The sequence below is a fragment of the Aeromonas enterica genome (genome assembly GCF_054052465.1).
In genome coordinates, this window is the sequence record NZ_JBSTYL010000008.1 from 141,985 (window position 1) to 165,854 (window position 23,870).

General features: G+C 61.1%; 22 protein-coding genes, 3 tRNA genes, 1 pseudogene and 1 riboswitch. Of the genes and pseudogenes, 11 read left to right on the forward strand and 15 right to left on the reverse strand.

Annotation, left to right across the window (positions count from 1 at the left end; genetic code table 11):
• Positions 1–90 precede the first annotated feature (90 nt).
• The 4 genes from ACW5XD_RS11260 (at position 91) to ACW5XD_RS11275 (ending at position 3,777) form a co-directional block, all read left to right on the forward strand.
• Positions 91–297 (forward strand): bacterioferritin-associated ferredoxin, encoded by a 207-nt coding sequence (locus tag ACW5XD_RS11260; protein ID WP_456494957.1) that lies wholly within the window; start codon positions 91–93, stop codon positions 295–297.
• A gap of 144 nt (positions 298–441) precedes the next feature.
• Positions 442–921 carry a bacterioferritin gene (gene bfr / locus ACW5XD_RS11265; RefSeq protein WP_005314068.1) on the forward strand — a complete coding sequence of 160 codons (480 nt, stop codon included), beginning with the start codon at positions 442–444 and terminating at the stop codon, positions 919–921.
• A gap of 203 nt (positions 922–1,124) precedes the next feature.
• On the forward strand, positions 1,125–3,230 hold the full coding sequence (locus ACW5XD_RS11270; RefSeq protein WP_456494958.1) for a DUF885 domain-containing protein: 2,106 nt from the start codon (positions 1,125–1,127) through the stop codon (positions 3,228–3,230).
• An 88-nt stretch (positions 3,231–3,318) separates the two neighbouring features.
• Positions 3,319–3,777 (forward strand): methylglyoxal synthase, encoded by a 459-nt coding sequence (locus tag ACW5XD_RS11275; protein ID WP_456494959.1) that lies wholly within the window; start codon positions 3,319–3,321, stop codon positions 3,775–3,777.
• 113 nt (positions 3,778–3,890) lie between these two features.
• Here ACW5XD_RS11275 and ACW5XD_RS11280 read toward each other — a convergent pair whose 3' ends face one another.
• Positions 3,891–4,478 (reverse strand): superinfection exclusion B family protein, encoded by a 588-nt coding sequence (locus tag ACW5XD_RS11280; RefSeq protein WP_042868087.1) that lies wholly within the window; start codon positions 4,476–4,478, stop codon positions 3,891–3,893.
• A gap of 204 nt (positions 4,479–4,682) precedes the next feature.
• Positions 4,683–4,790, forward strand: a riboswitch (yybP-ykoY riboswitch).
• Positions 4,791–4,878: 88 nt separating this feature from the next.
• On the opposite strand from ACW5XD_RS11280, the gene ACW5XD_RS11285 reads away from it, so the two are divergent.
• The gene (locus tag ACW5XD_RS11285) at positions 4,879–5,865 is read left to right on the forward strand and encodes a sodium:calcium antiporter (RefSeq protein ID WP_348687496.1); all 987 of its coding nucleotides are present in this window, start codon (positions 4,879–4,881) and stop codon (positions 5,863–5,865) included.
• 93 nt (positions 5,866–5,958) lie between these two features.
• On the opposite strand, the gene ansB is transcribed toward ACW5XD_RS11285, so the two are convergent.
• From ansB to ACW5XD_RS11300, 3 genes are all read right to left on the reverse strand, one after another.
• On the reverse strand, positions 5,959–7,017 hold the full coding sequence (gene ansB, locus ACW5XD_RS11290; protein WP_456494960.1) for an L-asparaginase 2: 1,059 nt from the start codon (positions 7,015–7,017) through the stop codon (positions 5,959–5,961).
• Between the two features lie 131 nt (positions 7,018–7,148).
• The gene (locus tag ACW5XD_RS11295; protein ID WP_456494961.1) at positions 7,149–7,343 is read right to left on the reverse strand and encodes a heavy-metal-associated domain-containing protein; all 195 of its coding nucleotides are present in this window, start codon (positions 7,341–7,343) and stop codon (positions 7,149–7,151) included.
• An 88-nt stretch (positions 7,344–7,431) separates the two neighbouring features.
• Positions 7,432–8,382: an AEC family transporter gene (locus ACW5XD_RS11300; RefSeq protein WP_456494962.1), complete on the reverse strand. Its 951-nt coding sequence runs from the start codon at positions 8,380–8,382 to the stop codon at positions 7,432–7,434.
• 139 nt (positions 8,383–8,521) lie between these two features.
• On the opposite strand from ACW5XD_RS11300, the gene treR reads away from it, so the two are divergent.
• The 5 genes from treR to ACW5XD_RS11325 all read left to right on the forward strand — a co-directional run bounded on the left by treR (position 8,522) and on the right by ACW5XD_RS11325 (position 14,182).
• Entirely contained in the window at positions 8,522–9,469 is a 948-nt protein-coding gene (gene treR / locus ACW5XD_RS11305) for a trehalose operon repressor TreR (RefSeq protein ID WP_456494963.1), read from the forward strand.
• 191 nt (positions 9,470–9,660) lie between these two features.
• The gene (gene treB, locus ACW5XD_RS11310) at positions 9,661–11,091 is read left to right on the forward strand and encodes a PTS trehalose transporter subunit IIBC (RefSeq protein ID WP_456494964.1); all 1,431 of its coding nucleotides are present in this window, start codon (positions 9,661–9,663) and stop codon (positions 11,089–11,091) included.
• Positions 11,092–11,159: 68 nt separating this feature from the next.
• A complete protein-coding gene (treC, locus tag ACW5XD_RS11315) occupies positions 11,160–12,821 on the forward strand; it encodes an alpha,alpha-phosphotrehalase (RefSeq protein ID WP_456494965.1) in 1,662 nt (553 codons plus the stop codon).
• 3 nt (positions 12,822–12,824) lie between these two features.
• Positions 12,825–13,415: a sugar O-acetyltransferase gene (locus tag ACW5XD_RS11320; protein WP_456494966.1), complete on the forward strand. Its 591-nt coding sequence runs from the start codon at positions 12,825–12,827 to the stop codon at positions 13,413–13,415.
• 434 nt (positions 13,416–13,849) lie between these two features.
• Positions 13,850–14,182 carry a hypothetical protein gene (locus ACW5XD_RS11325; protein WP_319897170.1) on the forward strand — a complete coding sequence of 111 codons (333 nt, stop codon included), beginning with the start codon at positions 13,850–13,852 and terminating at the stop codon, positions 14,180–14,182.
• A 162-nt stretch (positions 14,183–14,344) separates the two neighbouring features.
• On the opposite strand, the gene ACW5XD_RS11330 is transcribed toward ACW5XD_RS11325, so the two are convergent.
• The 7 genes and pseudogenes from ACW5XD_RS11330 to nhaC all read right to left on the reverse strand — a co-directional run bounded on the left by ACW5XD_RS11330 (position 14,345) and on the right by nhaC (position 22,596).
• Positions 14,345–15,775, reverse strand: a complete 1,431-nt coding sequence (locus ACW5XD_RS11330; protein ID WP_456494967.1) for a gamma-aminobutyraldehyde dehydrogenase — start codon at positions 15,773–15,775, stop codon at positions 14,345–14,347.
• Positions 15,776–15,804: 29 nt separating this feature from the next.
• Entirely contained in the window at positions 15,805–16,632 is an 828-nt protein-coding gene (locus tag ACW5XD_RS11335) for an ABC transporter permease (protein ID WP_456494968.1), read from the reverse strand.
• Positions 16,633–16,667: 35 nt separating this feature from the next.
• Positions 16,668–17,636 carry an ABC transporter permease gene (locus tag ACW5XD_RS11340; RefSeq protein WP_456494969.1) on the reverse strand — a complete coding sequence of 323 codons (969 nt, stop codon included), beginning with the start codon at positions 17,634–17,636 and terminating at the stop codon, positions 16,668–16,670.
• On the reverse strand, positions 17,633–18,646 hold the full coding sequence (locus tag ACW5XD_RS11345) for an ABC transporter ATP-binding protein (protein ID WP_456494970.1): 1,014 nt from the start codon (positions 18,644–18,646) through the stop codon (positions 17,633–17,635). The genes ACW5XD_RS11340 and ACW5XD_RS11345 overlap by 4 nt, the downstream gene beginning before the upstream one ends.
• Positions 18,647–18,789: 143 nt before the next feature.
• Entirely contained in the window at positions 18,790–19,935 is a 1,146-nt protein-coding gene (locus tag ACW5XD_RS11350; RefSeq protein WP_408778297.1) for an ABC transporter substrate-binding protein, read from the reverse strand.
• Positions 19,936–20,132: 197 nt separating this feature from the next.
• Positions 20,133–21,081, reverse strand: a pseudogene (locus ACW5XD_RS11355) (LysR substrate-binding domain-containing protein).
• Between the two features lie 105 nt (positions 21,082–21,186).
• On the reverse strand, positions 21,187–22,596 hold the full coding sequence (nhaC, locus tag ACW5XD_RS11360) for a Na+/H+ antiporter NhaC (protein WP_456494971.1): 1,410 nt from the start codon (positions 22,594–22,596) through the stop codon (positions 21,187–21,189).
• 302 nt (positions 22,597–22,898) lie between these two features.
• Between nhaC and ACW5XD_RS11365 the strand changes: the two genes are divergently transcribed.
• Positions 22,899–23,105, forward strand: a complete 207-nt coding sequence (locus ACW5XD_RS11365; RefSeq protein ID WP_456494972.1) for a hypothetical protein — start codon at positions 22,899–22,901, stop codon at positions 23,103–23,105.
• Between the two features lie 3 nt (positions 23,106–23,108).
• On the opposite strand, the gene ACW5XD_RS11370 is transcribed toward ACW5XD_RS11365, so the two are convergent.
• The 4 genes from ACW5XD_RS11370 to ACW5XD_RS11385 form a co-directional block, all read right to left on the reverse strand.
• Complete coding sequence (locus ACW5XD_RS11370; protein WP_456494973.1) at positions 23,109–23,375, reverse strand: late competence development ComFB family protein; 267 nt, start codon at positions 23,373–23,375, stop codon at positions 23,109–23,111.
• A gap of 109 nt (positions 23,376–23,484) precedes the next feature.
• Positions 23,485–23,570 (reverse strand) — tRNA-Leu (locus tag ACW5XD_RS11375).
• A 71-nt stretch (positions 23,571–23,641) separates the two neighbouring features.
• Positions 23,642–23,727 (reverse strand) — tRNA-Leu (locus ACW5XD_RS11380).
• A 51-nt stretch (positions 23,728–23,778) separates the two neighbouring features.
• Positions 23,779–23,864, reverse strand: a tRNA-Leu gene (locus ACW5XD_RS11385).
• Positions 23,865–23,870 lie beyond the last annotated feature (6 nt).

Below are 23,870 nucleotides of genomic sequence, written 5' to 3' on the forward strand. Positions count from 1 at the left end.
GGCAAGCAGGGGATCTTATTACTAATTGTTATTTGCACTACGAACTATTCTCATTTAGATTTCATGGCATTCCAGCATGAGGTAAACACTATGTACGTCTGTTTGTGTCGCGGCATCACAGATACCCAGATCCGCAAGGCGGTACAGGCAGGCAAGACCGAATTTCGTCAGCTCAAGCAGTCGTTGGAAGTGGGGGCCCAGTGTGGCAAATGTGTGCGCATGACCATGGATATCATCGCCGCCGAACTCGACAAGGCCGAGCTGGAACAAGCCCCGCTCTACTACGAGGTGGCCTGACCCGGACCGATCTCTTTCTGATTTGACCCGCCAACAGGGTCCCCTGTCTCTCAGGCGAGCTGGCTCGCCAAGCCTATTGTTGTCACCTTTCTGGACTAAGCTCTAATGATCGAAGCCTCAGGCACGAACCAAGGAGCACTGTCGATGAAAGGAGATCCCAAGATCATTGCCCACCTCAACAAGGTGCTGGCCAATGAGCTGATTGCCATCAACCAATACTTCCTGCACGCCCGCATCTATGATGACTGGGGCCTCAAGGCGCTCGGGCACAAGGAGTATCACGAGTCTATCGATGAGATGAAACACGCCGACGAGCTGGTCAAGCGGGTGCTGTTTCTGGAAGGGCTGCCCAACCTGCAGGATCTCGGCAAGCTGCGCATCGGCGAGACCGTTGAAGAGATGCTGCGCTGCGATCTGTCGCTGGAGATGGATGCCATCCCGGATCTGAAAGTGGCCATCGCCTACGCCGAGTCGGTGCAGGACTACATCAGTCGCGATCTGTTCCAGGACATTCTGGAAGATGAGGAGGAGCACGTGGACTGGCTGGAGACCCAGCTAGATCTCATCGATCGCATCGGGCTGGAGAACTACCAGCAGTCACAGCTGCATCACGGCTCATCCTGAATAGTTATGGCATGAAAAGCCGATTCAAAAACCCGCTCAGGCGGGTTTTTTCATGTCCGGCTGCATAGCTTTTCATCGCTGTCATCTGTATGAAAAACAAGCTTATTTTTGTTAATCAGGTCGCAAAAATGCGGGCGGGAGAGATGCACTATTGGAGCCCCTTATCGGGGGCACACAATAACAACAGGTTAAAGGACTACACCATGCACTTCTTGCCCAACAAGCTGGCGCTTGCCTGCGCCATCGCACTCTCCCTCGCTGCCTGCAACGACAACAGCTCCAACGCGCCGGCGGATCCCGCCGCGACCAAGGCTTCCCTGATGCAAACCATGGACGAGGCCCTGCGCGAGAGTCAGGCGCTGGATCCCTACGGTTTTGCCATCGATGCGTCCAGCACTGCTAAACGCAAGGCGCTCGACAGTGCGCTGCTCGCCCGGCTGGACGCCCTGGACCCGAGCGTGCTGAGCGAGCGGGACCGGTTGTTCTACGACATGATCCGCTGGGATCTGCAGATCAATCTGGCGGGCTATGAGCTGCCCCAGTCCCAGATCCCGATCCACCACTTTCGCAACCGGGTGGTGGAGCTGGCCGATGACGTGGGGGCTGCGCCCGCCAGCGGCAAGGCCGCCCGCACTGTCAGCAGCGGCTTCGATTACTTCGAGCAGAGCTCGGCCGAGCGGGTCGCGCCGGGAGATGCCGCCTGGCGGCGGGATCTCGACCGCCCGGCCAAGGCCCCGGTGCTGGCCACTCAGGCCAGGGCAACGACGGCCCCGCTGGCCTGGTATCAGGAGCACCTTGTCTGGCTCAAGGCCTATGACGCCTATCTGGCCGAGGTGAAGCACCAGTTCGAGCTTGGCAGCGCCCAGGGCAATACCTTGCCGGACGAGCTGGTGGACCGGCTGCTGGCCCAGCTCAACAGCAAACTGGATGGCGAAGCCATTTCCGGTGCCTACCTCGGCTGGCTGCAGTTGCCGGGGGAGGCCGACGAGGCGCTGCGCACCGATTACAAGGGGGTGCTGGACAGTATCAACGGCCGCTATCTGGCACTGCGGGACTATCTGGATTACCAGCATGGCGGCGCCTATGCGGTGCGCCTTGGCAGTGGCGAGTGTGACGACGGTTTCTGCGGCATGACCAATGGCCGCGACTGGTATCGCTGGCTGCTGAAGAAGCACACCACCACCAATATGACGCCGGAGCAGGTGCATGAGCTGGGGCTGAGCGAGGTGGAGCGGATCTTCGGTGCCATGGTCAAGGTGTGCCATACCGTCGGCAAGTGCGACAGCGATGAGGTGGCACAGAGCAAGCAGAGCGGCCAGATCTATGACTTCTTCCGCTATCTCAACGAGCCGGCCTTCTTCTACCAGAATCCGCTGGCTGTCTGGTCCGCCAATCTCAACCCGGGCAATGCGGCCGGTGCGGCCCTGAGCGAGCCGCAGCAGCAGGCGCTGGCTGAGCATGAGCGGGCGTTGCGGGAGTACAACGGCTTCAAGAGCAAGGCGGCGCTGGTGTTGCCGGACTTCTTCGATGCCGAGCGCACCATTCCCAAGCTGGATTACGAGGTGGTGCCCGTCTCCTATGATGAGGCGCCTTATGGTGGGGTCGCCTGGTATCAGGACGGCAACCCGCAGACCGGCCGCAAGGGGCAGTTCGTTCTCAACACCTACTACCCCTATGGCCTGCAGAGCTGGAACATCAGTACCCTGCTGGCCCATGAGGCGGCGCCGGGCCACCACTTCCAGATCACCATAGCCCAGGAGCTGGCGGCCAAGGATCCCGACTTCCCGCAGTACGTGGCGAATGCTTCCTATACCGCCTATGCGGAGGGCTGGGCGCTCTACACCGAATACCTGGCGGATCATGACATGGGGCTCTATCAGGGGCGCGGCCTCTATGACCCGGCAGTGGGGGATGTGAAGGTCGAGGGCTCGTCCGCCTTCAACAACCAGCTGCAGTACTTCGGCCGCCTCAACGAGGAGATGCTCAGGGCCATGCGGCTGGTGGTGGATACCGGCATTCACTGGTACGGCTGGAGCCACGACAGGGCCGTCGGCTACATGAAGGAGAACTCGGCGCTGGGGGCGGGGGACATCAGCTCGGAGGTGCCGCGCTACATGGCCTATACCGGCCAGGCAACCTCCTACAAGGCAGGCCAGCTGGCGCTGATCCGGATGCGGGAGTCTGCCGAACAGGCCCTTGGCGGCCGGTTTGACCTCAAGGCGTTCCACCACCATGTGCTGGAATACGGCATGTTGCCCATCTCTGTGCTGGAGCAGAAGAACCAGCAGTGGATTGAACAGTCGAAGTGATCACAGTTACGGCGCCCGGCCAGGCAGCGGGCGCCGCTTTCGATTAGGATACGGCTCTCTTCCCATCACAATGCTACGGATGAATTCCATGGAACTGATTGCACGTGAGATGGCACCCCACAAGCGGGTGGCGCTGGTGGCTCACGACAACATGAAGACCTCTCTGCTGAACTGGGTGATGCGCCGCAAGGAGGAGCTCAAGCTCCACCATCTCTATGCGACCGGCACCACAGGCACCATGCTCGGCAAGAAGGCGCAACTGCCCATCACCTGTCTCTTCTCCGGCCCCATGGGTGGCGACCAGCAGCTCGGTGCCCTGATTGCCGAAGGCAAGATAGACGTGCTGATCTTCTTCTGGGATCCCCTCAATGCGGTGCCTCACGATCCGGACGTGAAGGCGCTGCTGCGCCTGGCGGCCGTGTGGAACATTCCGGTTGCCACCAACGAGGCCACCGCGGACTTCCTCATGGACAGCCCTCACATGCAGCAGGCGTTCAGCGTGCAGATCCCGGATTATGCTGGCTATTTGAAGGCCAGAACCGAATAAGGGCAGATCCATCACTCTGTGCTGGTTACTTGAAAGCCAGGACCGAATGTAAACAAGCAGATAGCAAAGAGCCGGACACAGTCCGGCTCTTTTATTTTTAGGGTGGCAGCAAGTTAGCGCTGGAAGCCCTTCTGGGCGAACTTGGGTCTGGCGCTCATGATCTGCTCCACCTGCTCGTCGCTCATCTTGCCACGGGAGAGGCCAAGCACCTTGTAGGTGAGCAGCGGCCGCGCCGGCAGCGCTATCATCAGCGCCCGGATCTGGTTCTCGTCCTCTTTCTCCCGCACCGGCTTGCCGTAGGCGTAGGTGAGTACGCCGGCATCCATCAGGTTTTTGACGGCAGGCTCGGTGATCGGCAAGTTTATGACGCTTTTGCGTTGCAGCACGAACTCGCGCAGCACCGCCTTCTCGTTGAAATCGAGGAAGGCGATCATCTGGGCCAGCTGATCCTGCTGGCGGCGGGATTGCCATTCGTCACAGGCCCACTCCCAGGCGATCAGGAAGCCTTGGCTGCAGAAGTAGGAGATGGCGATCAGCATGCCGACCCCGAGCCAGGCGGCGTGGGTCGTGGCCCACTGGCTGACGGCACCCTTCATCAGGCCGGCCGGAAACAGCAATATGATGCTGCAGCAGAGTAGCAACCAGACCATGAGCCAGTTGAGGCGGTTCAGTTGATAGAAATGTTGGATCCACCGTTTCATCGTTCATCCTTCCCAAACTATTGTGGACAGTAGACAACTCATAGCAATCGTTGTGCCAAGGCGTGGATGCCGGTGGAAAGAGTGGGGATCCGGACGGAGAAATCGAGGGTACTGACCGAGTGACGAGTTACATTCTCTTACAACTTACTGAGTTGATGATCATTAGTTTGCCTTGTGAGCTGGCCGCCGGTTTGGTAAAAAGCCCGCACTGTCATTGGGGAGTAGCAACCCGCCCGTGATCCGGGCAGGGCTCATGTCAACATTCTTGGATCTTCAGATCCATGGCATGAGCGGCGATAGCATCTATCGCTCTGCAAGACCTTTGGCCTCGATACGCAAGCCAGCCGGGCGAGCCGTATCGGGTCCATTGGTTGTTCTGCTCGCCTGGCGGTTGCCTATTATGTTGATCACCCTGCTGTTATTTCTGCTCTCTGCCGTCACCATCTACCTGGCCTGCGAATATTTCGTCAACGGTATCGAATGGACCGGCCATCACTTCAAGTTCTCCCAGAGTGCCACCGGCTCCCTGCTGGCGGCCCTCGGCACTGCCTTGCCCGAATGCATAGTTACCCTGACCGCGCTGCTGATGGGGGATGCCCCCGCCCAGCAACAGATTGGGATAGGCGCCGCCCTCGGTGGCCCCCTGGTGCTTTCCACTATAGGCTATGCCGCCGTCGGCGTGACCCTGCTGCTGTGCATGAGCCGTGAGCACAGGGTCATAGATGGCGAGGTGCAGCGCGAGATAGGCCGGGATCAGGCCTGGTTTGTCGGTATCTTCCTGGTGGCGGTCGCCCTCGGCATGGTGGCCTTCACCGGCAAAACCTGGCTGGCCCCGCTGTTCGTGCTGGTTTATCTGGTCTATGTGCGGCGCGAGCTGAAACAGACCGACAGCCACGAGGTCGAGTTGCCAGAGCCCCTCAAGCTGGATCCCAAGGCCGAGATCCCGGCGCTCGGCAAGGTGCTGCTGCAGACCCTGGTGGCATTGGTGGTGGTCGCGCTGGCGGCGCAGCTGTTCGTTCATCAGCTGGAGAGCATGGGCGAGCTGTTCGGCCTCTCTCCCGTGCTGGCGGCCCTGCTGCTGAGCCCGGTGGCGACAGAAATGCCGGAGCTGATGAACGTGCTGATCTGGGTGCGCCAGGGCAAGAACCGACTGGCGCTGGCCAATATCTCCGGCGCCATGATGATCCAGGGCACCATTCCCAAGGCGTTCTGCCTGCTGTTCACCCCCTGGCTGCTCGACAGCACCATGATGGTCTCTTCGCTGGTGACCCTGCTGGCGGTGGCACTGCTGTGGTGGGGTTTCAGCCGTGGGCGGATGACGGCGGGCAGGCTTGCCTGCGTGGGGCTGGTATATCTGGGGTTCTGCGGCTGGCTGATGGTGAGCTGACGGCGCGCTACGCGAAGATGACGCCATGAGCAAGGGCAGGATCTGATCCTGCCCTTTTTTCATGGGGTTAGGTTAGCGGGTTGAGCCCCGGGATCAGAACTGCTGGAACCAGCGCTGGATCTGGGCCGGATCCTTGCTCTGGGTCAGGGAGAGCATCAGCAGGATGCGCGCCTTCTGCGGGTTCAGGGTGCCGGCGGCCACGAAGCCGTACTTGGCGTCATCGATCTCGGCATCCAGAGTGGTGGCGCCGGTCGGCACGCGGGCGGAGCGCACCACGCGGATGCCATCCTTGCTCGCCTTGGCCAGGGTATCGAACAGTGTGTGGTAGAGGTTGCCGTTGCCCACCCCGGCGCTGACGATGCCGTCAAACTTGGCATCCACCATGGCTTTGGCCGGCAGATCGGTGGCGTTGGCATAGTTGTAGACGATGCCCACTTGCGGCAGCTTGTCGAGCTTGCTCACGTCAAACGGTGTCTTGCTGGTGTGCAGGCGGGCCGGGCTGCGCTGGTAGTCGATCTTGCCGTTGTGGATGTAACCGAGCGGGCCGAAGTTCGGAGCGGCGAAGGTCTGCACCCCGGTGGTGTTGGTCTTGGTGACGTCGCGGGCATCCAGCACGGTATCGTTCATGGCGACCATGACGCCACGCCCCTTGGAGCTGGGATCGGAGGCGGTGACCACTGCGTTATACAGATTGAGCGGGCCATCGGCACTCATGGCGGTGGAGGGACGCATGGCGCCCACCAGCACCACCGGCTTGTCGCTCTTGACGGTGAGGTTGAGGAAGTAGGCGGTCTCTTCCATGGTGTCGGTGCCGTGGGTGATGACGATGCCGTCCACGTCATCCTTGGCCAGCAGCTCGTTGACCCGCTTGGCCAGCTTGAGCCACACCTCGTCGTTCATGTCCTGGGAGCCAATCTTGACTACCTGCTCCCCCTTCACCTCGGCCACGTTCTTCATCTCGGGTACGGCGGCGATCAGCGTCTCGATGGCCACCTTGCCCGCTTCATAGTTGGATTGGGTGGCGGACTGTCCCGCACCGGCTATGGTGCCACCGGTCGCCAGGATATGAACCTGCGGCAGGGCCATGGCCAGGGGGGAGAGGGTCAGGCCAACGACGGCGGCGAGCAGGGTCTTGCGGATAGGGAGAGTCATGCTGCAAATCCTTCTGAGTGATAAAGATTGCAGCAAGTTTGCGCTTTCTGTTGAGGGGGTCTGTGATGACTCTCACCAAAAAACAGCTGGATACAGAATATTAACCCGCTTTATACCTCTATGGAGATAATTTAACTTGCCGAGAAACCCTTGGCTTCAATCAGGGCGATCAGCTCGGCTTTGCTCAGTTCGCTTTCGATGATGGCCTTGCTGCTGGTGAAATCGACGCTGGCGGTGCTGACGGCAGGTTGGGCCAGCAGGGCTTTTTGCAGGCTGGCGGCGCAACCACCACAGGACATGCCGGACACTGTGAGTTCGATGGTCATGGGATATCTCCTCTGTTGATGTGTTATCAGCCTAAAGCTGCCGCCCGCGGCAAGGTCAAGTCACTCGTCGCTTCGTTGTCACTGCTGGCTAGCCCATCAACCCGAGGTAGTTCATCAGGGCGGCGCCCAGGCTGGTGCTGACCAGAGAACCCAGCGTGGTGGTGGCTATGATGTTGGCGGCCAGTACGCTGTCGCCGCCCATGGCGCGGGTCATCACATAGCTGGCGGCGGCCGTGGGGGTGGAGCTGATGAGAAACAGTATGCCGAGGGCCTGCGGGCTGAAGCCCAGCGCCCAAGCCCCCGTCACCAGCAGCACAGGGATAAAGAACAGCCGGTTGGCGGTGGCCCAGCCGGTCAGCATGGCGCCGCCGCGCAGGGCCTTGAGGTTGAGGCTGGCGCCGGTGCAGAGCAGGGCCAGCGGCAGTGTCATGTTGGCGAAGTAGTTGCCCGTGGTGATCACCAGCTGGGGCAGCTCGATACCAAGCAGACCGAACGGCAGGGCTGAAAGGATGGCGATGATCAGCGGGTTTTTGGCGATCCCCTTGAGGATCGGCTTGATCCCCTTGCTGCCCCCCAGGCTGCGGGTGAGGGTGATCACGGCGAGTATGTTGTAGAGCACGGTGACCGAGCCCACCAACAGGGCGGCGGCGCCTATCCCTTCCGGCCCATAAGCGTTTTGTACATAGGCCAGCCCCATGATCCCCATGTTGCCGCGAAAGCTGCCCTGCACGAAGATGCCGCGCTGACGCCGCTCGGGGACGAAGCGAGCCGCCAGCAGCTCCAGCACCAGAAAGCCGGTGAGGGTGCCGAGCAAGCCGTAGAGGATGAGCCAGGGGCTCGGCATGGTGGAAAAATCGGTGCGCACCATGCTGAGGAACAGCAGGGCGGGCAGGGTGACCTGAAACACCAGGCGGGAGGCGGATTCGACGAAGCTGTCGGGCAACAGACCCAGCTGCTTGAGCCAGATGCCGAGCAGCAGTACCACGCAGATGGGGCCCGTGATGGAGAGGGAGAAGTGCAGACTGGCCAGCAGATCCATGATGCGCATCCTGTGCAATGGCGAGCGGCACGGCGTTCGCCGGGGCAAAAAAGGCATTCTAACGCCATGGGCTTGTATTCACAGGGCTTAATCACAACAATGTGGGCAATTCCACCGCCGAGCCCCTGTGAGCCACTTCATGGACAAGAAACTGACCATCCTCGATATCGCCCGCCTCTCGGGTGTCGGCAAGTCGACCGTCTCCCGGGTGCTCAACCAGGATCCCAAGGTGAAGCAGGTGACCCGCGAGCGGGTGGAGCAGATCATTGCCCTGCACGGCTTCGTGCCGAGCAAATCGGCGCGGGCCATGCGCAACCAGAGCCAGCAAGTGGTGGGGATCATCGTCTCCCGGCTCAACTCCAGTTCCGAGAACCAGGCGGTGCGCGGCATGCTGGAGACCCTCTACCAGCGCGGCTATGACGCCGTGCTGATGGAGAGCAAGTTCTCCCCCGCCAAGGTGCAGGAGCATCTGGCGGTGCTGGAGCGGCGCGGGGTGGATGGCATCATTCTGTTCGCCTTCAACGATCTGGACTACACCGCCATGGCGCCGCTGAAAGAGAAGCTGGTGCTGGTGGCCCGGGATTATCCCGGCTTCTCCTCGGTCTGCTTCGACGATGTGGGGGCTGTGCACACCATGCTGGGCCAGCTCGCTGCTCGGGGGATCCACGACATCGCCTATCTGGGGGTAGATGCTTCCGATCTCACCACCGGCCAGCGCCGGCTCGATGCCTATCTCGCCTACTGCGCCGAACAGGGGTTGACGGCGCGCAGTGCCCTCGGCGATCTCAGCCTGCAGAGCGGCTACCGGCTGGCGGCCGAGCTGCTCACCCCCGCCACCCAGGCGCTGGTCTGCGCCAGTGACACCCTCGCCATCGGTGCGGCAAAATACCTGCAGGAACAAGGGCGTAGCGAAGTGCTGGTGACCGGCCTTGGCAACAACCCCATGCTCAGCTTCCTCTTTCCCAACGCCCTCAGCCTGGATCTGGGTTACAAGGGGGCAGGGGAGCAGGCGGCTCGCCAGCTGCTCGGCCAGATTGAGCTGGATCACCGTCCGTTGGCGACCATAGCCCCCTGCCAGTCGCTGTGAGCCCCATCACCTAGCTCTGCACAAAAAACGCGCTTTTTGTGACCTTGACCACGAAATGGGAACGTTCCCATTTTGATCCGGACAAATTGGCTGCATGCTAAATGGGAACGATACCAAAAACGCTTAGGCCAGCAAACTGGTTCAAAAAGGCGATGCAGACCAATATCAATGGCGTCACAGAGGGAAGACCCATGTCCAAGATCAACGCACAGCAGCTTGCCACCCTGATCGACAAGATCGGCGGCAAGGAGAACATCGCCACCGTCAGCCACTGCCTGACCCGATTGCGCTTCGTCCTGAACGATCCGGCCAAAGCCGACAGCAAGGCCATCGAGACCATACCTGCGGTGAAGGGGAGCTTCACTCAGGGCGGCCAGTTCCAGGTGGTGATCGGCAACGAGGTGGATCAGTGGTACAAGGCGCTGACTGAAGAACTCGGCGTCAGCGGTGGCAGCAAGGATGCCGCCAAGCTGGCCGCCCGTCAGAACATGAATCCGCTGGAACGGGGCATCTCCCATCTGGCGGAGATCTTTGTGCCCCTGCTGCCCGCCATCATCACCGGCGGTCTGATCCTGGGCTTTCGCAACGTCATCGGCGACATCAAGATGTTCGATGATGGTACTCATACCCTGGTCGAGATCAGTCAGTTCTGGGCTCAGGTACACGCCTTTCTCTGGTTGCTGGGCGAGGCCATCTTCCACTTCCTGCCGGTGGGCGTCTGCTGGTCAGCGGTGAAGAAGATGGGGGGCTCCGAGATCCTGGGGATAGTGCTGGGTATCACCCTGGTCTCGCCGCAGCTGATGAATGCTTACGGCATCGGCCAGCAGACCCCCGAGGTGTGGGACTTCGGCCTGTTCGTGATCCAGAAGGTGGGTTATCAGGCCCAGGTCATTCCGGCCCTGCTGGCGGGGGTATTCCTCGCCTGGGTGGAAACCAACCTCAAGCGCATCATTCCGGCCTATCTCTATCTGGTCATAGTGCCGTTTGTCTCGCTGCTGCTGGCGGTGATCGTGGCCCACGCCTTTATCGGTCCGTTCGGTCGCTGGCTGGGTGACGGTGTCGGCTTCGCCGCCAAGGCCGCCATGACCGGCTCCTTCGCTCCCATAGGCGCTGCCCTGTTCGGCTTCTTCTATGCACCGCTGGTCATCACGGGTATCCACCACACCACCAACGCGGTGGATCTGCAGCTGATGCAGAGCATGGGTGGCACCCCGATCTGGCCGCTGATCGCCCTCTCCAACATAGCGCAAGCGTCTGCCGTGGTGGGCATCATACTTATCAGCCGCAAGGAGAACGAGCGGGAGATTTCCGTGCCTGCCGCCATCTCCGCCTACCTGGGGGTGACCGAACCGGCCATGTACGGCATCAACCTCAAGTACAAGTTCCCCATGCTGTGCGCCATGGTGGGCTCGAGCCTCGCGGCGCTCATCTGTGGTTTCGCCGGGGTGATGGCCAACGGCATAGGAGTGGGCGGCCTGCCGGGCATCCTCTCCATCCAGCCCCAATATTGGGCCGTCTACTCAGTCGCCATGCTGGTGGCCATCGTAGTGCCTGTGGTGCTGACCCTGCTGGTTTACCAGCGCCAGCAGGCGGCCGGCAAGCTGGCCCAGGCCAGCGCCTGACTCCACGTATCAGGGCGACCCGCAGGGGTCGCCCTCTCCCTTTTTCATTCGAGACAAGAGCAAGACCCATGAGCCAAACACCCTGGTGGCAGAGCGCCGTGATTTACCAGATCTATCCCAAGAGCTTTCAGGACAGTGGCGCGCGCGGCACTGGCGATCTCAAGGGGATCATGGCCCGCCTCGACTATCTCAAGACCCTGGGGGTCGATGCCCTCTGGCTGACCCCGGTCTACGTCTCCCCGCAGGTGGACAACGGCTACGACATTGCCGACTACCTGGCCATAGACCCGGCCTACGGCACCATGGCCGACTTCGAGGCGCTGCTGGCCGCGGCGCATGAACGCGACATCCGCATCGTGATGGATATAGTGGTGAACCACACCTCCACCGAGCACGCCTGGTTCAAGTCGGCGCTGGGGGACAAAAACAGTCCCTACCGCGACTACTACATCTGGCGCGATCCGGTGGAGGGTGGCGTGCCCAACAACTGGCAATCCAAATTTGGCGGCAGCGCCTGGGAGCTGGATCCCGCTACCGGTCAGTACTACCTGCACCTGTTCGCCCGCGAGCAGGCGGATCTGAACTGGGAAAACCCGGCGGTGCGTGCCGAGGTCAAAAACATCATCCACTTCTGGGCGAACAAGGGGGTCGATGGTTTTCGCCTCGACGTCATCAACCTCATCTCCAAGGATCAGGCATTCCCGAACGACGAGGTGGGCGATGGCCGCCGCTTTTACACCGACGGGCCGCGCATCCACGAATTCCTGCAGGACATAAGCCGCGACGTGTTCGCCCCGGTGGGCGCCATGACGGTGGGGGAGATGTCCTCTACTTCGCTGGAACATTGTCAGCGCTATGGCGCGCTCGATGGCTCCGAGCTCTCCATGGTGTTCAACTTCCACCACCTCAAGGTGGATTACCCCAACGGCGACAAGTGGACCAAGGCGCCGTTCGATTTCCTCGAACTCAAGCGCATCTTCAACCACTGGCAGAGCGGCATGCATGGCAAGGGCTGGTCGGCGCTGTTTTGGTGCAACCACGACCAGCCGCGCATCGTCTCCCGCTTCGGTGACGAGGGCGAACAGCGGGTGGTGGCCGCCAAGATGCTGGCCAGCACCTTGCACGGTCTGCAGGGGACGCCCTACATCTATCAGGGGGAGGAGATCGGCATGACCAACCCCGGCTATCAGAGCATCGACGACTATCAGGATGTGGAGAGCCGCAACATCTTCGCCATCAAGCAGGCCGAAGGGATGAGCGAGGCCGGGATCCTGGCCATTCTCGGCGCCAAGTCTCGTGACAACTCGCGCACTCCCATGCAGTGGAGCGCCACACCCAATGCCGGTTTCACCCGCGGAACGCCCTGGCTCAAGCCCGCCGCCAACTACCCAGTGATCAACGCCGAGGCGGCGCTGGCCGACCAGAACTCGGTGTTCTGGCACTATCGGGATTTGATCCGTCTTCGCAAGACACACCCCATTTTCACGCAAGGGGATTATCAGGAGCTGCTGACTGGGCACGAACAGATCTGGGCCTATACCCGTAGTGCCAACGGCCAGACCCTGCTGGTGGTGAGCAACTTCTACGGCGAGCCGGTTGAGTTTGCCTTGCCTGCCGAGTTGCAAGCTGCTGAAGGTCGGCTGCTGCTTGGCAACTACCCGGATAGCCCGGTCCGGCCGCAACCCTGTATGCTGCGCCCTTATGAATCCCTGATCTGGTTGATGGAGTAGGCAATGAAGAAGGCGGAGCTTGGTGCCGAGTGGCAGAAGATGGTAGCGGGTCAGCCCTATGATGCGGGCGACCCCGAGCTGAAGGCGGCGCGCGAGCGCTGTCGTTTCCTTTATCATACCTTCAACACCAGTTGGCAGGAAAAAGCGGCGCGGGACGCCTTGCTGCTGGAACTGCTCGGCAGCCGTGGCCAGCAGTGTGCCATCAACCCGCCGTTCTTTTGCGACTATGGCGCCAACATCCATGTGGGCGAGAACTTCTACGCCAACGTGGGTTGCACCATCCTCGATGTCTGTGAGGTACATATCGGTGACAACGTGCTGCTGGCGCCAGGGGTGCAGATCTACACCGCCGCTCACCCGGTGGCGGTGGCGCCGCGCATCAAGGGGGTCGAGTTCGGCAAGCCGGTGCGCATCGGCCACAATGTCTGGATCGGCGGCAGCACCGTTATCTGCCCGGGCGTCACCATAGGGGACAACAGCGTGATTGGCGCGGGCTCTGTGGTCACCAGGGATATTCCGGCCAACGTGGTTGCCGTCGGCAATCCCTGCAAGGTGCTGCGGCCCATGACGGCAGAGGAACTGGCAGGCATATGAGTGTCAAAGGGCAGGAGAGCCTGCCCTTTGTGTTGTCCGCTTGTGAACATGTTCCAACCCTTATCCCACCGAATGAGAGGGGGCAAAGCATGCCTCCTGCGCTCGCCAAACCAAGAGCGACACCCTGTCGTTTCCCCGCCAAGGAGCAGTGCTCGTTGCGGCATTGACGATACCGGGAATCCCCATCAGATTTTTTGAACATATAGGCCAGTTTATCTCGCTAACAATGGGGAAGTGAGGAGTTTAATATTCACTCAACGCTTAGGCAGGAACGCCAAGTGGCCAAATAACAGGTCGTTCAGGGCTGTGACACCGCTAACCTGTGGTGTCGGATATCGGTGAAAGAACAACACACTATTTGAATAACCTCTTGCACGGATGCATTGATTCAGGCCGAAACGGCCTTGGCAATGACATAAAAACCAAGAGAGTGAATGAACATGAAAAACGTAATCAAGATGCTGGCCGTTGCAGGCCTGATGACCGCCGGTTTCGCCCAGGCTTCCGTCCCCGCTGACTTCAACGCCGCCCCGGGCGTGCTGTTTGTAAACTGGCATGCAACCGCTGCCGTTGAAGGCAAGGCCAACCCCATGCTGGAAGTGCGTGACGAGTCTGGCGATGTGGTGGCCTCCGTCCACGCCAACCTGATGGGCACCCAGCAAGTGCAGATCCCGAGCCGCACCCAGGGTAACCTGACAGTCAGCCTGGGTGAGCAGAGCAGCGATTACCGCATCCCGTTTGGTATCGGCAGCGGCAAACAGCGCTAAGTCGCATACGCAAGCAGAAAACGATGGCCGCAGGCCGCGCCGGCAACAACCGGCACGCCCCCGGCCATGGTCCGCCGCTGCGGCGTGAACATGCAGAGTGCTCAGAGAGAAGGCCCCGCATTGCGGGGCCTTCTGCTTTTTTGCACGGTGAGCAAGCCCGTGTCAGAGCTTGATCATGATGTGGCGCGGTACAGTGTAATCCTCCAGCGCGTAGAGGGAGAGATCCTTGCCATAGCCGGACATCTTCATGCCGCCGTGGGGCATCTCGGAGGTGAGCATGAAGTGGGTGTTGATCCAGGTACAGCCATATTGCAGGTGGCTGGCCACCTTGCTGGCGAGGCTCAAATCCCGGGTCCAGACCGATGACGCGAGGCCGTAGTCCGAGTCGTTGGCCCACTGCACCACCTGTTCGGCGTCGTTGAAACGGGTCACCGACACCACGGGGCCGAACACCTCGCGCCGCACGATCTCATCCTCCTGACGGGCCCCGACAATCAGGGTCGGCTCGAAGAAGAAGCCGTTGCCGGGGCGGATCTTGCCCCCCGCCGTCACCTCCACATGGCCGCTGCTCTGGGCCCGCTCGACGAAGCTGGCGACCCGGTTGCGCTGGCGGTCAGAGATGAGCGGCCCCATCTCCACCCCCTCCTCATGCTGGCTGCCCACCTTGATGGAGGCCACCGCATCCGTCATGGCTGCGACAAACTTGTCGTAGATCTTGCCCTGGGCGTAGATGCGGCAGGCGGCGGTGCAATCTTGCCCTGCGTTGTAGAAGCCGAAGGTGCGAATGCCCGCCACCACCGCCTCCAGATCCGCATCGTCGAAGATGATGACCGGCGCCTTGCCGCCCAGCTCAAGGTGGGTGCGCTTCATGGTGCGGGCAGCGCTTTGCAGGATCTTCTGGCCGGTGGCGATATCGCCGGTCAGCGACACCATACGTACCAGCGGGTGCTCCACCAGCGGCGCTCCTACACTCTCGCCCCGCCCGCAAATGACGTTGATGACGCCACGTGGGAAGAGCTCGCTGGCGAGCTCGGCGAGGCGCAGGGCGGTGAGCGGCGTCTGTTCGGAGGGTTTGAGCACCACCGTATTGCCTGCCGCCAGCACAGGTGCCATCTTCCAGGCGGCCATCATCAAGGGGTAGTTCCAGGGGGCGATACTGCCTACCACTCCGATGGGATCCCGGCGGATCATGCTGGTGTGCCCCTCGATATACTCACCCGCCAGCGGCCCCTGCAGGCAACGGGCGGCCCCGGCAAAGAAGCGGAAGCAGTCAACCACAGCCGGCAGCTCGTCATTGAGCACCGCCAGATAGGGCTTGCCGCAGTTGAGGGATTCCAGCGCCGCGAACTCTTCGGCGTGGCGCTCGATGAGATCGGCCAGACGTAGCAGCAGGTTGCTGCGCTGAGCCGGGGTGGTTCGGCCCCACTGGGCGAAGGCACGCTGGGCACCGTTTACCGCCCGGTTCACCTGCTCGAACGAGGCTTCGGGCACGGAGACGATGAGCTCGCCGGTGGCGGGGTTGAGGATGGGCTCAGGCTGGCCGTCACCGGTCACGAACTGGCCATCGATCAAGAGTTGGGTAGAGAGTTTCATGGTTGCATCCTTGCGCACGCGTTGAGTCATTATTTGCCACTGCCGGCGACGTCCTGGCCGTCACGGGTGAGGTAGTAGGCAAGCAGAATGGGGATAGTGGTGAAAGCCACTATGATGAGGGCCACCACGTTGGTGACAGGTCTGTCACGGGGGCGGATCAGCTCCTGATACATCCAGATGGGCAGCGTGGTCTGCTGGCCCGCGGTGAAGGTGGTGACGATCACCTCGTCAAAGCTCAGCGCAAACGCCAGCATACCCCCCGCCAGCAGCGCGGTGGCGAGGTTGGGCAGGATCACGTAGCGCAGGGTCTGGAAGCCGTCGGCGCCAAGATCCATCGACGCCTCGATCAGCGACTGGTTGGTGCGGCGAAAACGGGCCAGCGCATTGTTGTAGACCACCACCACGCAAAAGGTGGCGTGGCCGATAACGATGGTCCAGAAGCTGAACGGGATCTCCAGCAGACCGTAGGCCGAACGCAGCGCGATACCGGTGACGATGCCGGGCAACGCGATGGGCAGCACCAGCAACAGTGACACCACCTCCTGACCGAAGAATCGGCTGCGGGCAATGGCCCCTGCCGCCAACGTGCCGAGGATCATGGCCGCCAGCGTCGCCAGCCCTGCCACCTCCAGCGACAGCTGGATGGCGCGCCACACATCGGGGCGATTGAGGGTCACCTCAAACCACTTGAGGGTGAGCCCGGGGGGCGGAAACTGGTAACTCTTGCTCTCGCTGGTGAAGGCGTAGAGGAAGATAAACAGAATGGGAAAGTGCAGGAACAAGAGCCCGCCGATGGCGGCGTACTTGAGCAGGCCCGAAGGGCGCTGTCCCTGACTGATCACTGAGCTAGCTGACATGACGGCCTCCTTGCTGCCGGTTCAAAGCGAGATGGTCAAAGCGCATCAAAAGCTCCTAACCGTTTCGCAATCGCCAGATAGATGGCGATGATAAGGATCGGCACCAGCGAGAAGGCGGCGGCGAAGGGCAGATTGCCCGCCGTTCCCTGCTGCATGTAGACCACCTGACCGATATACATGGTCGAGTTGCCGATAATGCCGGGGATGATGTAATCACCGAGGGTCAGCGAGAAGGTGAAGATGGAGCCCGCCACCACACCGGGCAACGCCAGCGGCAGGATCAGGTTGCGAAAGGTCTGGGCGGGTGTCGCCCCCAGATCGCTGCTCGCCTCCAGCAAGGAGCGCGGAATACGCTCCACCGCCGCCTGAATGGGCAGGATCATGAAGGGCAGCCAGACGTAGACGAACACGATAAAGGTGCCGAGTCGCGAAAAAGAGAGCGACGGGCCCCCAATCACCGGCAGCGAGAGGATGGCATCGAGCAGCCACTCCAGCCCCATGCTGTCGGCCAGCCAGCTCACCACCCCCTCCTTGGCCAAAATCAGCTTCCAGGCATAGACCCGCACCAGATAGCTGGACCAGAGTGGCAGCATGATCCCCACGTAGAACAGGGCCCGGGTCTTGCCGCTGGTGTAGCGCGCCATGTAGTAGGCGATGGGGAAGCCGAGCAGGGCACAGGCCAGGGTCACCAGCAGCGACATGCCGACGGTGCGGCTGATGACGTCCAGGTTTTCGGGCCGCAGCAGGGCGACGAAGTTTTGCAGCCCCAGCTCGTGGCGCACCTGGCCGCTGAACTCATCCAGTCCGAAGAAGGCATTGGAGAGCAGCATCAGCAGGGAGCCCACATAGATGATGCCGAGCCAGAGCAGAGGCGGACCGAGCAGTATCCCCAGCAACAGGCCGGGGCGACCGTAGAGCAGGGTGGAGAGGCGACGTAGCGGCCGCAAGCGTGCAGGTTCGGTGATGTGGCTCATGGCAAGGCTCGCACTGTGGGGGAGGTTCATGGCTGAGCCCCGGATTCGGAGCCATTCAGGCGATGAATGGCCTGTTCCGGCCAGCTGAGACTGACGTGGGCACCACGGGGCAGGCGGGCCTGACCCTCGTTGGGGTGATTGACGATAAGCTCGATCTGCTCGCCCAGATCGACCCGGTAGCGCACAAAGGGACCCAGATACTCCACCTCGCGGATCTCCCCCGACCAGCCCGGCGTGCCCGCCTCAGCGAGCCGGATCCGCTCCGGGCGCACCATCATCTGGCTGCCGTCGCCGCACAGCCGTCTGGCCTGCTCCCCTTCGAACAAATTGACGGTGCCAACGAAGCGGGCCACAAACGGCGTCGCTGGGGCGTCGTAGATGGTATCGGGTGCGGCGATCTGCTCAATCTTGCCCTGACTGAAGATGCAGATCCGGTCGCTCATGGAGAGCGCCTCCTGCTGGTCGTGGGTGACGAAGATAAAGGTGATGCCAAGCTGGCGTTGCAACGCCTTGAGCTCAAGCTGCATCTGCTCGCGCAGCTTGAGATCGAGGGCCCCCAGCGGCTCATCCAGCAGCAGGATGCGTGGCTGATTGATAAGCGCTCGGGCGATGGCGATGCGCTGGCGTTGGCCGCCGGAGAGCTGGCTCGGGCGGCGCTTGCCGATTCCGGGCAGCCGCACCAGCTCCAGCATCTCGTCCACCTTGCGGTAGCGCTCCGCCTTGGCGACGCCCTTGAGCATCAGGCCATAGCCGATGTTGTCGCGCACATCCATGTTGGGAAACAGGGCATAGTCCTGAAACACGGTGTTGAGGTTGCGATCATAGGGCGGCACGGTGGAGCAGGGTTCGCCAAACAGGCGGATCTCCCCGTCGCTCGGGTACTCGAAGCCCGCGATCATCCGCAGGCAGGTGGTCTTGCCTGAACCGCTCGGCCCCAGCAGGGTAAAGAATTCCCCGGAGGGGATCTGGAAAGAGATGTCATCGACCGCCTTCACCTCGCCATAGTGGCGACTGACCCGGTCAAATTGTACGGCGTTCATGGGGCATCCTTGTCTGTGCTGGGATGGGCCGGACTCCTGTCCGGCCCGCTTGATTATCCGGTCTAGGCAGTCGTGCAGAGGAGGCGCAGCTCCCTTGCTGTTGGCAAGGTGGCAGTGGTTCCGACCACCTTGCTCACGCCGCCTTAGCGACCACCCAGAATGGCGATATAGTCGGAAACCCAGCGGTAATAGGGCACACAGGTTCCCTGGCTCTTGCACTGGGAGACCGGAGTGCGCCAGAAGCGAACCCGATCGAAGTTGTCGATACCGTTGGTTTTGCACCCGGTCGGGCCCAGCAGGGCATTGCCCTCACAGGCGGCTGGCACCACAGGCACCGAGCCAAACCAGGAGGCGAGATCCCCCTGCAACTTGTTGTTCAGGGAGTGCTCCAGCCACTTGTAAGCACAGGTGAGGTTCTTGGCATCGCTGTGCACCATGCTGGTATCGGCCCAACCGGTGACCCCCTCTTTGGGCACAGTGGTGGCGATAGGTTGCTTGTCGGCGATCAGGGTATTGGCCTGGAACGGCCAGGAGCCGGAGGCAACCACCCCTTCATTCTTGAAGTCATCGATCTGGACGAAGGCATCATGCCAGTAGCGTCCCACCAGCTGGCGCTGCTTGCGCAGCAGATCGAGGGAGGCCTTGTACTGCTCCTCGTTCAGCTCGTAAGGATCCTTGATGCCCAGCGCGGGCTGATGGGTCATCAGATAGAGGGCGGCATCGGCGATGTGGATCGGGCCGTCAAAGGCCTGCACCCGCCCCTTGTTGGACTTGCCATCCGCCAGAGTCTGCTCCTCGAACACCACGTTCCAGGAGTCCGGCGCCTTGGGGAACACCTTGGTGTTGTACATCAGGATATTGCCGCCCCACTGGTAGGGCACGCCGTAGTGTTTGCCATCCACCGTGTGCCAGGGGGCATTCTGCAGCCGGGGATCAATCTTGCTGTAGCTGGGGATGAGCGCCAGATTGAGCGGCTGAACCTTGCCACCGGCAATCAGACGCAGACTGGCATCGCCGGAGGCGGTCACCAGATCGAAGCCCCCCTCGTTCATCAGCGCCACCATCTCGTCCGAGGTGGCGGCCGTCTTGACGCTGACCTTGCAGCCAGTCTCCTTCTCGAAGCCGGTCACCCAGTCGTAGTTCTTGTCGGTCTCGCCACGTTCGACGTAGCCAGCCCAGGCCACGATATTGAGCTGGCCTTCACCCTTGCCGAGCTCGGTCGGGGCAGCCTGGGTCTGGCCTGCCAGCAGCGCCGGAACAAGAGCCAGCATCAGAGGGGTCAATTTCATCATGCACTCCTTGCATTGTGTTGACTTGCATCAGGTGAAGGAACGCCGCCATGGGCGTTAACATCCTGTTAACCAGCAATGAGCTTAGGGGAGTGGCAATACGATGAATATTTCAATTTTTGGTGGCTCAGGTATCAACTAAATCGATATCGAGTGCAGATGAATCTGAATTTTAGTGGCAACCCAGCAAGAGATGGCTAGCGAGGGAGCGCCTGACGGGCCCGCAACCGGCTCTGATCCCGCGCAATATCGATAAATTCCCGCGCCGTCCAATCCAGCCGAGAACCACGGCGCCACACCAGCCCGATATCGATGGCGGGAATGGGCTCCTTGATGGGGCGCGCCTCGACCCGCTCCTGCTCCAGTGACCAGGGGCGATAGGCAAAATCGGGCAACAGGGCAACCCCGAGCTGGCTGGCCACCAGGCTGGGGGGGCGGCCCCCCCCCCCCCCCCCCCCCCCCCCCGGGGGGGGGCCCCCCCCCCACGATGCGGGGGGCCACGCCATAGCGACGCAGGCCGGCTCCTATGATCTGGTCCAGCTGATCGGCGGTCAGTGAAATCATGGGCTCTTCACCGAGCGCCTTGAGGGAGAGGGTCGACTCGGCGCAGAGGGGATGATTGGCTGCGAGCCAGAGTCGCAGCGGCGAGCGGGTCAGCAGCTCGGTATCGAACGCCTCTTGCCGGATAGTGCGGTTGGTCATCAGGATCCCCACGTCCACCTCGCCGTTGACTATCTGGTGCTCGAGATAGGGCTGTTCATCCTCCTTCACCTCGATCCGCACCGCCGGAAAGGCGCGGCGAAAGCGGCCAAGCGCCTCCGACAGGTAGTAACCGGCCACCAGGGTAGTCACGCCTATGGTGAGCTGGCCCTGATCCTGCTGGGCCACCGCCTTGAGGGACTGGCCGGCTTCGGTCATGGCGCCGAGAATGCGCCTGGCATGGAGCAGGAACTGGTGGCCCTGGGTGGTGAGGCTGACACCGCGCGGATTGCGTTCGAACAGAGCGGCACCCAGCTCGGTCTCCAGCTCGCGGATGGCGCTGGTGACAGCCGACTGGGAGATGTGCAGCTCGGCGGCGGCGCGGCTGACCGAAAAGCTGTCGGCCACGGCGACGAAATAGCGGATCTGGCGAAAGGTAAAGTTCATCTGGGCATCCTGCCACTCGCGACTGGGGTGGCTGCCAGCTTAACCTCGAATCCCGCTCAAACAAAAGGCGCCGTGATGGCGCCTTTGTCATTGATCTCGCAACGATTAGCGGGAGCTGGCAGCGGCCACCAGCGGAACCCGGTTCACCGCCTTGCCGAGATAGGCGAGGGTGATGGTCACTATGATGCAGGTGAAGCTGAGCCACATGTAGGGCAGGTAGTCGAGGGTGGCTACCCCCAGCACCCCGGCCATGAAGATGCCGTTGTCGCTCCAGGGCACCATGCCGCAGGTGAGGGTGCCGCCGAACTCGGCGTTGCGGGAGAGGTTTTTGCGCGCCAGTCCCAGTCGATCGTAGTTTTTGGCCATGATCTTGGGGGTCAGGATCAGCGACACATACATGGCCGAGCCGAACACGTTGGCCAGGAAGGCGGTGCCTATGGTGTGGCTGGTCAGGCTGCCGACACTGTTGATGCGCTTCTCGAAGGCGCCGGCAATCGCTTCCAGGATGCCTACCTTCTCCAGCAGGCCGCCAAACCCTAAACCGAAGATGATGACGGCCACCGAGCCCAGCATGGACTCCATGCCGCCACGGCCCAGGATGTTGTCGATGAAGCCGACCCCGGAGACGATGGGGAAAGGGCTGTAGGCGGAGTGCATCGCCTTGACCGGATCCATGTCCTGAAATGCGATGGCCCAGATCAGGCCCAGCAGGGCGCCGAAGCTGATCACCGGGAAGGCGGGTTTGCGGTTGGCCAGCAGGCCCAGTACCAGCACCACGGGGACTATGGCCAGCGGCGTGATGTTGAACTGTTTGTCGAGCGCCTCCATCACCAGATTGACCTGCTCCAGGCTGACGTTGCCGGAGTACTGCATGCCGACCACGGTGAACAGCACGGCCGTGATGACGTAGGAGAGCAGGCTGATGGGCAACATTCCCTTGATGTGTTCCACCACGTCGACGTTGGACATGGTCGACGCCAGCACCACGGAGTCGGAGAGGGGGGACAGCTTGTCACCGAAATAGACACCGGAGAGCACGGCACCGGCCACCAGCGGCGCGGGAACGCCCAGGCTGTGGCCAATGCCCATCATGGCGATCCCCGCCGTGGCGGCAGAGCCCCAGGAGGTACCGGTTGCCAGGGAGGTGAGGGAGCAGATGATCAGGGTCGCCAGCAGGAAGATGGAGGGGTGTATCACCTTGAGACCGAAGTAGATGATGCTGGGCACTATGCCGCCGGCGATCCAGGTGCCGACCAAGGCACCGACGGAGACCAGGATCAGGATGGCCCCCATCCCCTTGGAGACACCATCGACGGCGGCCTGCTCCAGGGACTTGTAATCATGGCCGAGCTTGATGCCGAGCCCCATGATGACGAACCAGGCGATAAACAGAGCCAACTGGATTGGCAGGTCGAGCACGCTGGTAAACGAGAAGGCCAGGGCCAGGAAAATGGCCAGGCAGGCAAATACCTGCGACATGCCCGGTAGTCGGATGTGGTTTTGTTGGTTTTGCATAGATACTTCCTAAACTCTTGCTCGCCAAGGTCAGTCCCTCTCGTCCTGTGGATACACGTATCCCGAGGGGCCAACCCAAAAAGAGGCCGCAATCTACCACAAACCTGGGGGGGCAAATCCCAACAGATTTAGCAAAAATGCAGTTTTGATTGAAAAACTTACAAATTAGTTGATCTCATAACCCGTTTTTGAGTGCTCTGTTTGCCCCGATGGGACATTCGACTCTGATAGAAAAGTCCGATTGCACACTCCTAAAATACAAATGATAATCGTTATCAAATAATGAGGAAGGATGCGTCACCATGATCTGGATTGTGAGAGTCATGCTGTTGGTCGGGCTGCTGGCCGTGCTGGGCTGGGGTCAGGAGAAGGAGTATGGCATCTGGAGTCTTGGCTTTGTGCTGGCCGCCTGGGTCATGCTGGAACCCAGGCTGAGGCCTGCCCTTATTCTGCTGCCGGTGGCCGGGATGACTGGCATAGCGACCCTGATCTGGCAGCAGCCCTGGTGATGATCAGGGAATGGGGGCGCTCTGGACCTTCTGTTGTGCCAGCTTGAGTGACTCCACGACGTTTTTCTCCATCTCGGTACGCTTGGCATCGGTCAGGAAGTAGATCATGTCGACATCGTGACGTATGTAGTGGGAGGGCAGCTGGTTCAGGGTCAGGCAGCAGAGATCGGCCATCTGGTTGGCGTTCAGCGTCAGGTTCAGACCCTGTCTCTCAATCTCCTTGAGCACCAGATGCTCGTAGAAGTTGTGAATGTCGGTATCCAGTATCATATGCGTTCCTTGGCATGACGATGGGCGGTAAGTCGTCAAAAGCATAGTCATAACAAGGAGTAAAAACAAAAGGCCCATCACTTGCGTGATGGGCCTTTTATGTAAGGAATGGTGCGAAGAGAGGGACTCGAACCCTCACATCCGTGGGACACTAACACCTGAAGCTAGCGCGTCTACCAATTCCGCCACCTTCGCACACTGATTTTCTCCAGCTGGTTTTTAAATGCGGTTGGAACGCATTGCTCTGTTTTTACATGTCAGAATCATGGTGCGAAGAGAGGGACTCGAACCCTCACACCCGGGGGGCACTAACACCTGAAGCTAGCGCGTCTACCAATTCCGCCACCTTCGCACATTCGGGTTCCAGTTGGATTTACATGCTGCTGAATCAGCATGGCAGTATTGGTGCGAAGAGAGGGACTCGAACCCTCACATCCGTGGGACACTAACACCTGAAGCTAGCGCGTCTACCAATTCCGCCACCTTCGCATCACT

Excerpts from the sequence above, each read along its gene's own strand:
- ACW5XD_RS11340 (WP_456494969.1), bottom strand. The coding sequence starts at position 17,636 with ATGAACCTCCCCCACAGTGCGAGCCTTGCCATGAGCCACATCACCGAA.
- ACW5XD_RS11325 (WP_319897170.1), top strand. The coding sequence starts at position 13,850 with ATGAACATGAAAAACGTAATCAAGATGCTGGCCGTTGCAGGCCTGATG.
- ACW5XD_RS11275 (WP_456494959.1), top strand. The coding sequence starts at position 3,319 with ATGGAACTGATTGCACGTGAGATGGCACCCCACAAGCGGGTGGCGCTG.
- treC (WP_456494965.1), top strand. The coding sequence starts at position 11,160 with ATGAGCCAAACACCCTGGTGGCAGAGCGCCGTGATTTACCAGATCTAT.
- ACW5XD_RS11365 (WP_456494972.1), top strand. The coding sequence starts at position 22,899 with ATGATCTGGATTGTGAGAGTCATGCTGTTGGTCGGGCTGCTGGCCGTG.
- ACW5XD_RS11260 (WP_456494957.1), top strand. The coding sequence starts at position 91 with ATGTACGTCTGTTTGTGTCGCGGCATCACAGATACCCAGATCCGCAAG.
- ACW5XD_RS11295 (WP_456494961.1), bottom strand. The coding sequence starts at position 7,343 with ATGACCATCGAACTCACAGTGTCCGGCATGTCCTGTGGTGGTTGCGCC.
- ACW5XD_RS11350 (WP_408778297.1), bottom strand. The coding sequence starts at position 19,935 with ATGAAATTGACCCCTCTGATGCTGGCTCTTGTTCCGGCGCTGCTGGCA.
- ACW5XD_RS11330 (WP_456494967.1), bottom strand. The coding sequence starts at position 15,775 with ATGAAACTCTCTACCCAACTCTTGATCGATGGCCAGTTCGTGACCGGT.
- bfr (WP_005314068.1), top strand. The coding sequence starts at position 442 with ATGAAAGGAGATCCCAAGATCATTGCCCACCTCAACAAGGTGCTGGCC.
- ACW5XD_RS11300 (WP_456494962.1), bottom strand. The coding sequence starts at position 8,382 with ATGGATCTGCTGGCCAGTCTGCACTTCTCCCTCTCCATCACGGGCCCC.
- ACW5XD_RS11335 (WP_456494968.1), bottom strand. The coding sequence starts at position 16,632 with ATGTCAGCTAGCTCAGTGATCAGTCAGGGACAGCGCCCTTCGGGCCTG.
- ACW5XD_RS11320 (WP_456494966.1), top strand. The coding sequence starts at position 12,825 with ATGAAGAAGGCGGAGCTTGGTGCCGAGTGGCAGAAGATGGTAGCGGGT.
- ACW5XD_RS11270 (WP_456494958.1), top strand. The coding sequence starts at position 1,125 with ATGCACTTCTTGCCCAACAAGCTGGCGCTTGCCTGCGCCATCGCACTC.
- ACW5XD_RS11345 (WP_456494970.1), bottom strand. The coding sequence starts at position 18,646 with ATGAACGCCGTACAATTTGACCGGGTCAGTCGCCACTATGGCGAGGTG.
- treR (WP_456494963.1), top strand. The coding sequence starts at position 8,522 with ATGGACAAGAAACTGACCATCCTCGATATCGCCCGCCTCTCGGGTGTC.
- nhaC (WP_456494971.1), bottom strand. The coding sequence starts at position 22,596 with ATGCAAAACCAACAAAACCACATCCGACTACCGGGCATGTCGCAGGTA.
- ACW5XD_RS11285 (WP_348687496.1), top strand. The coding sequence starts at position 4,879 with ATGTTGATCACCCTGCTGTTATTTCTGCTCTCTGCCGTCACCATCTAC.
- ACW5XD_RS11370 (WP_456494973.1), bottom strand. The coding sequence starts at position 23,375 with ATGATACTGGATACCGACATTCACAACTTCTACGAGCATCTGGTGCTC.
- treB (WP_456494964.1), top strand. The coding sequence starts at position 9,661 with ATGTCCAAGATCAACGCACAGCAGCTTGCCACCCTGATCGACAAGATC.
- ansB (WP_456494960.1), bottom strand. The coding sequence starts at position 7,017 with ATGACTCTCCCTATCCGCAAGACCCTGCTCGCCGCCGTCGTTGGCCTG.
- ACW5XD_RS11280 (WP_042868087.1), bottom strand. The coding sequence starts at position 4,478 with ATGAAACGGTGGATCCAACATTTCTATCAACTGAACCGCCTCAACTGG.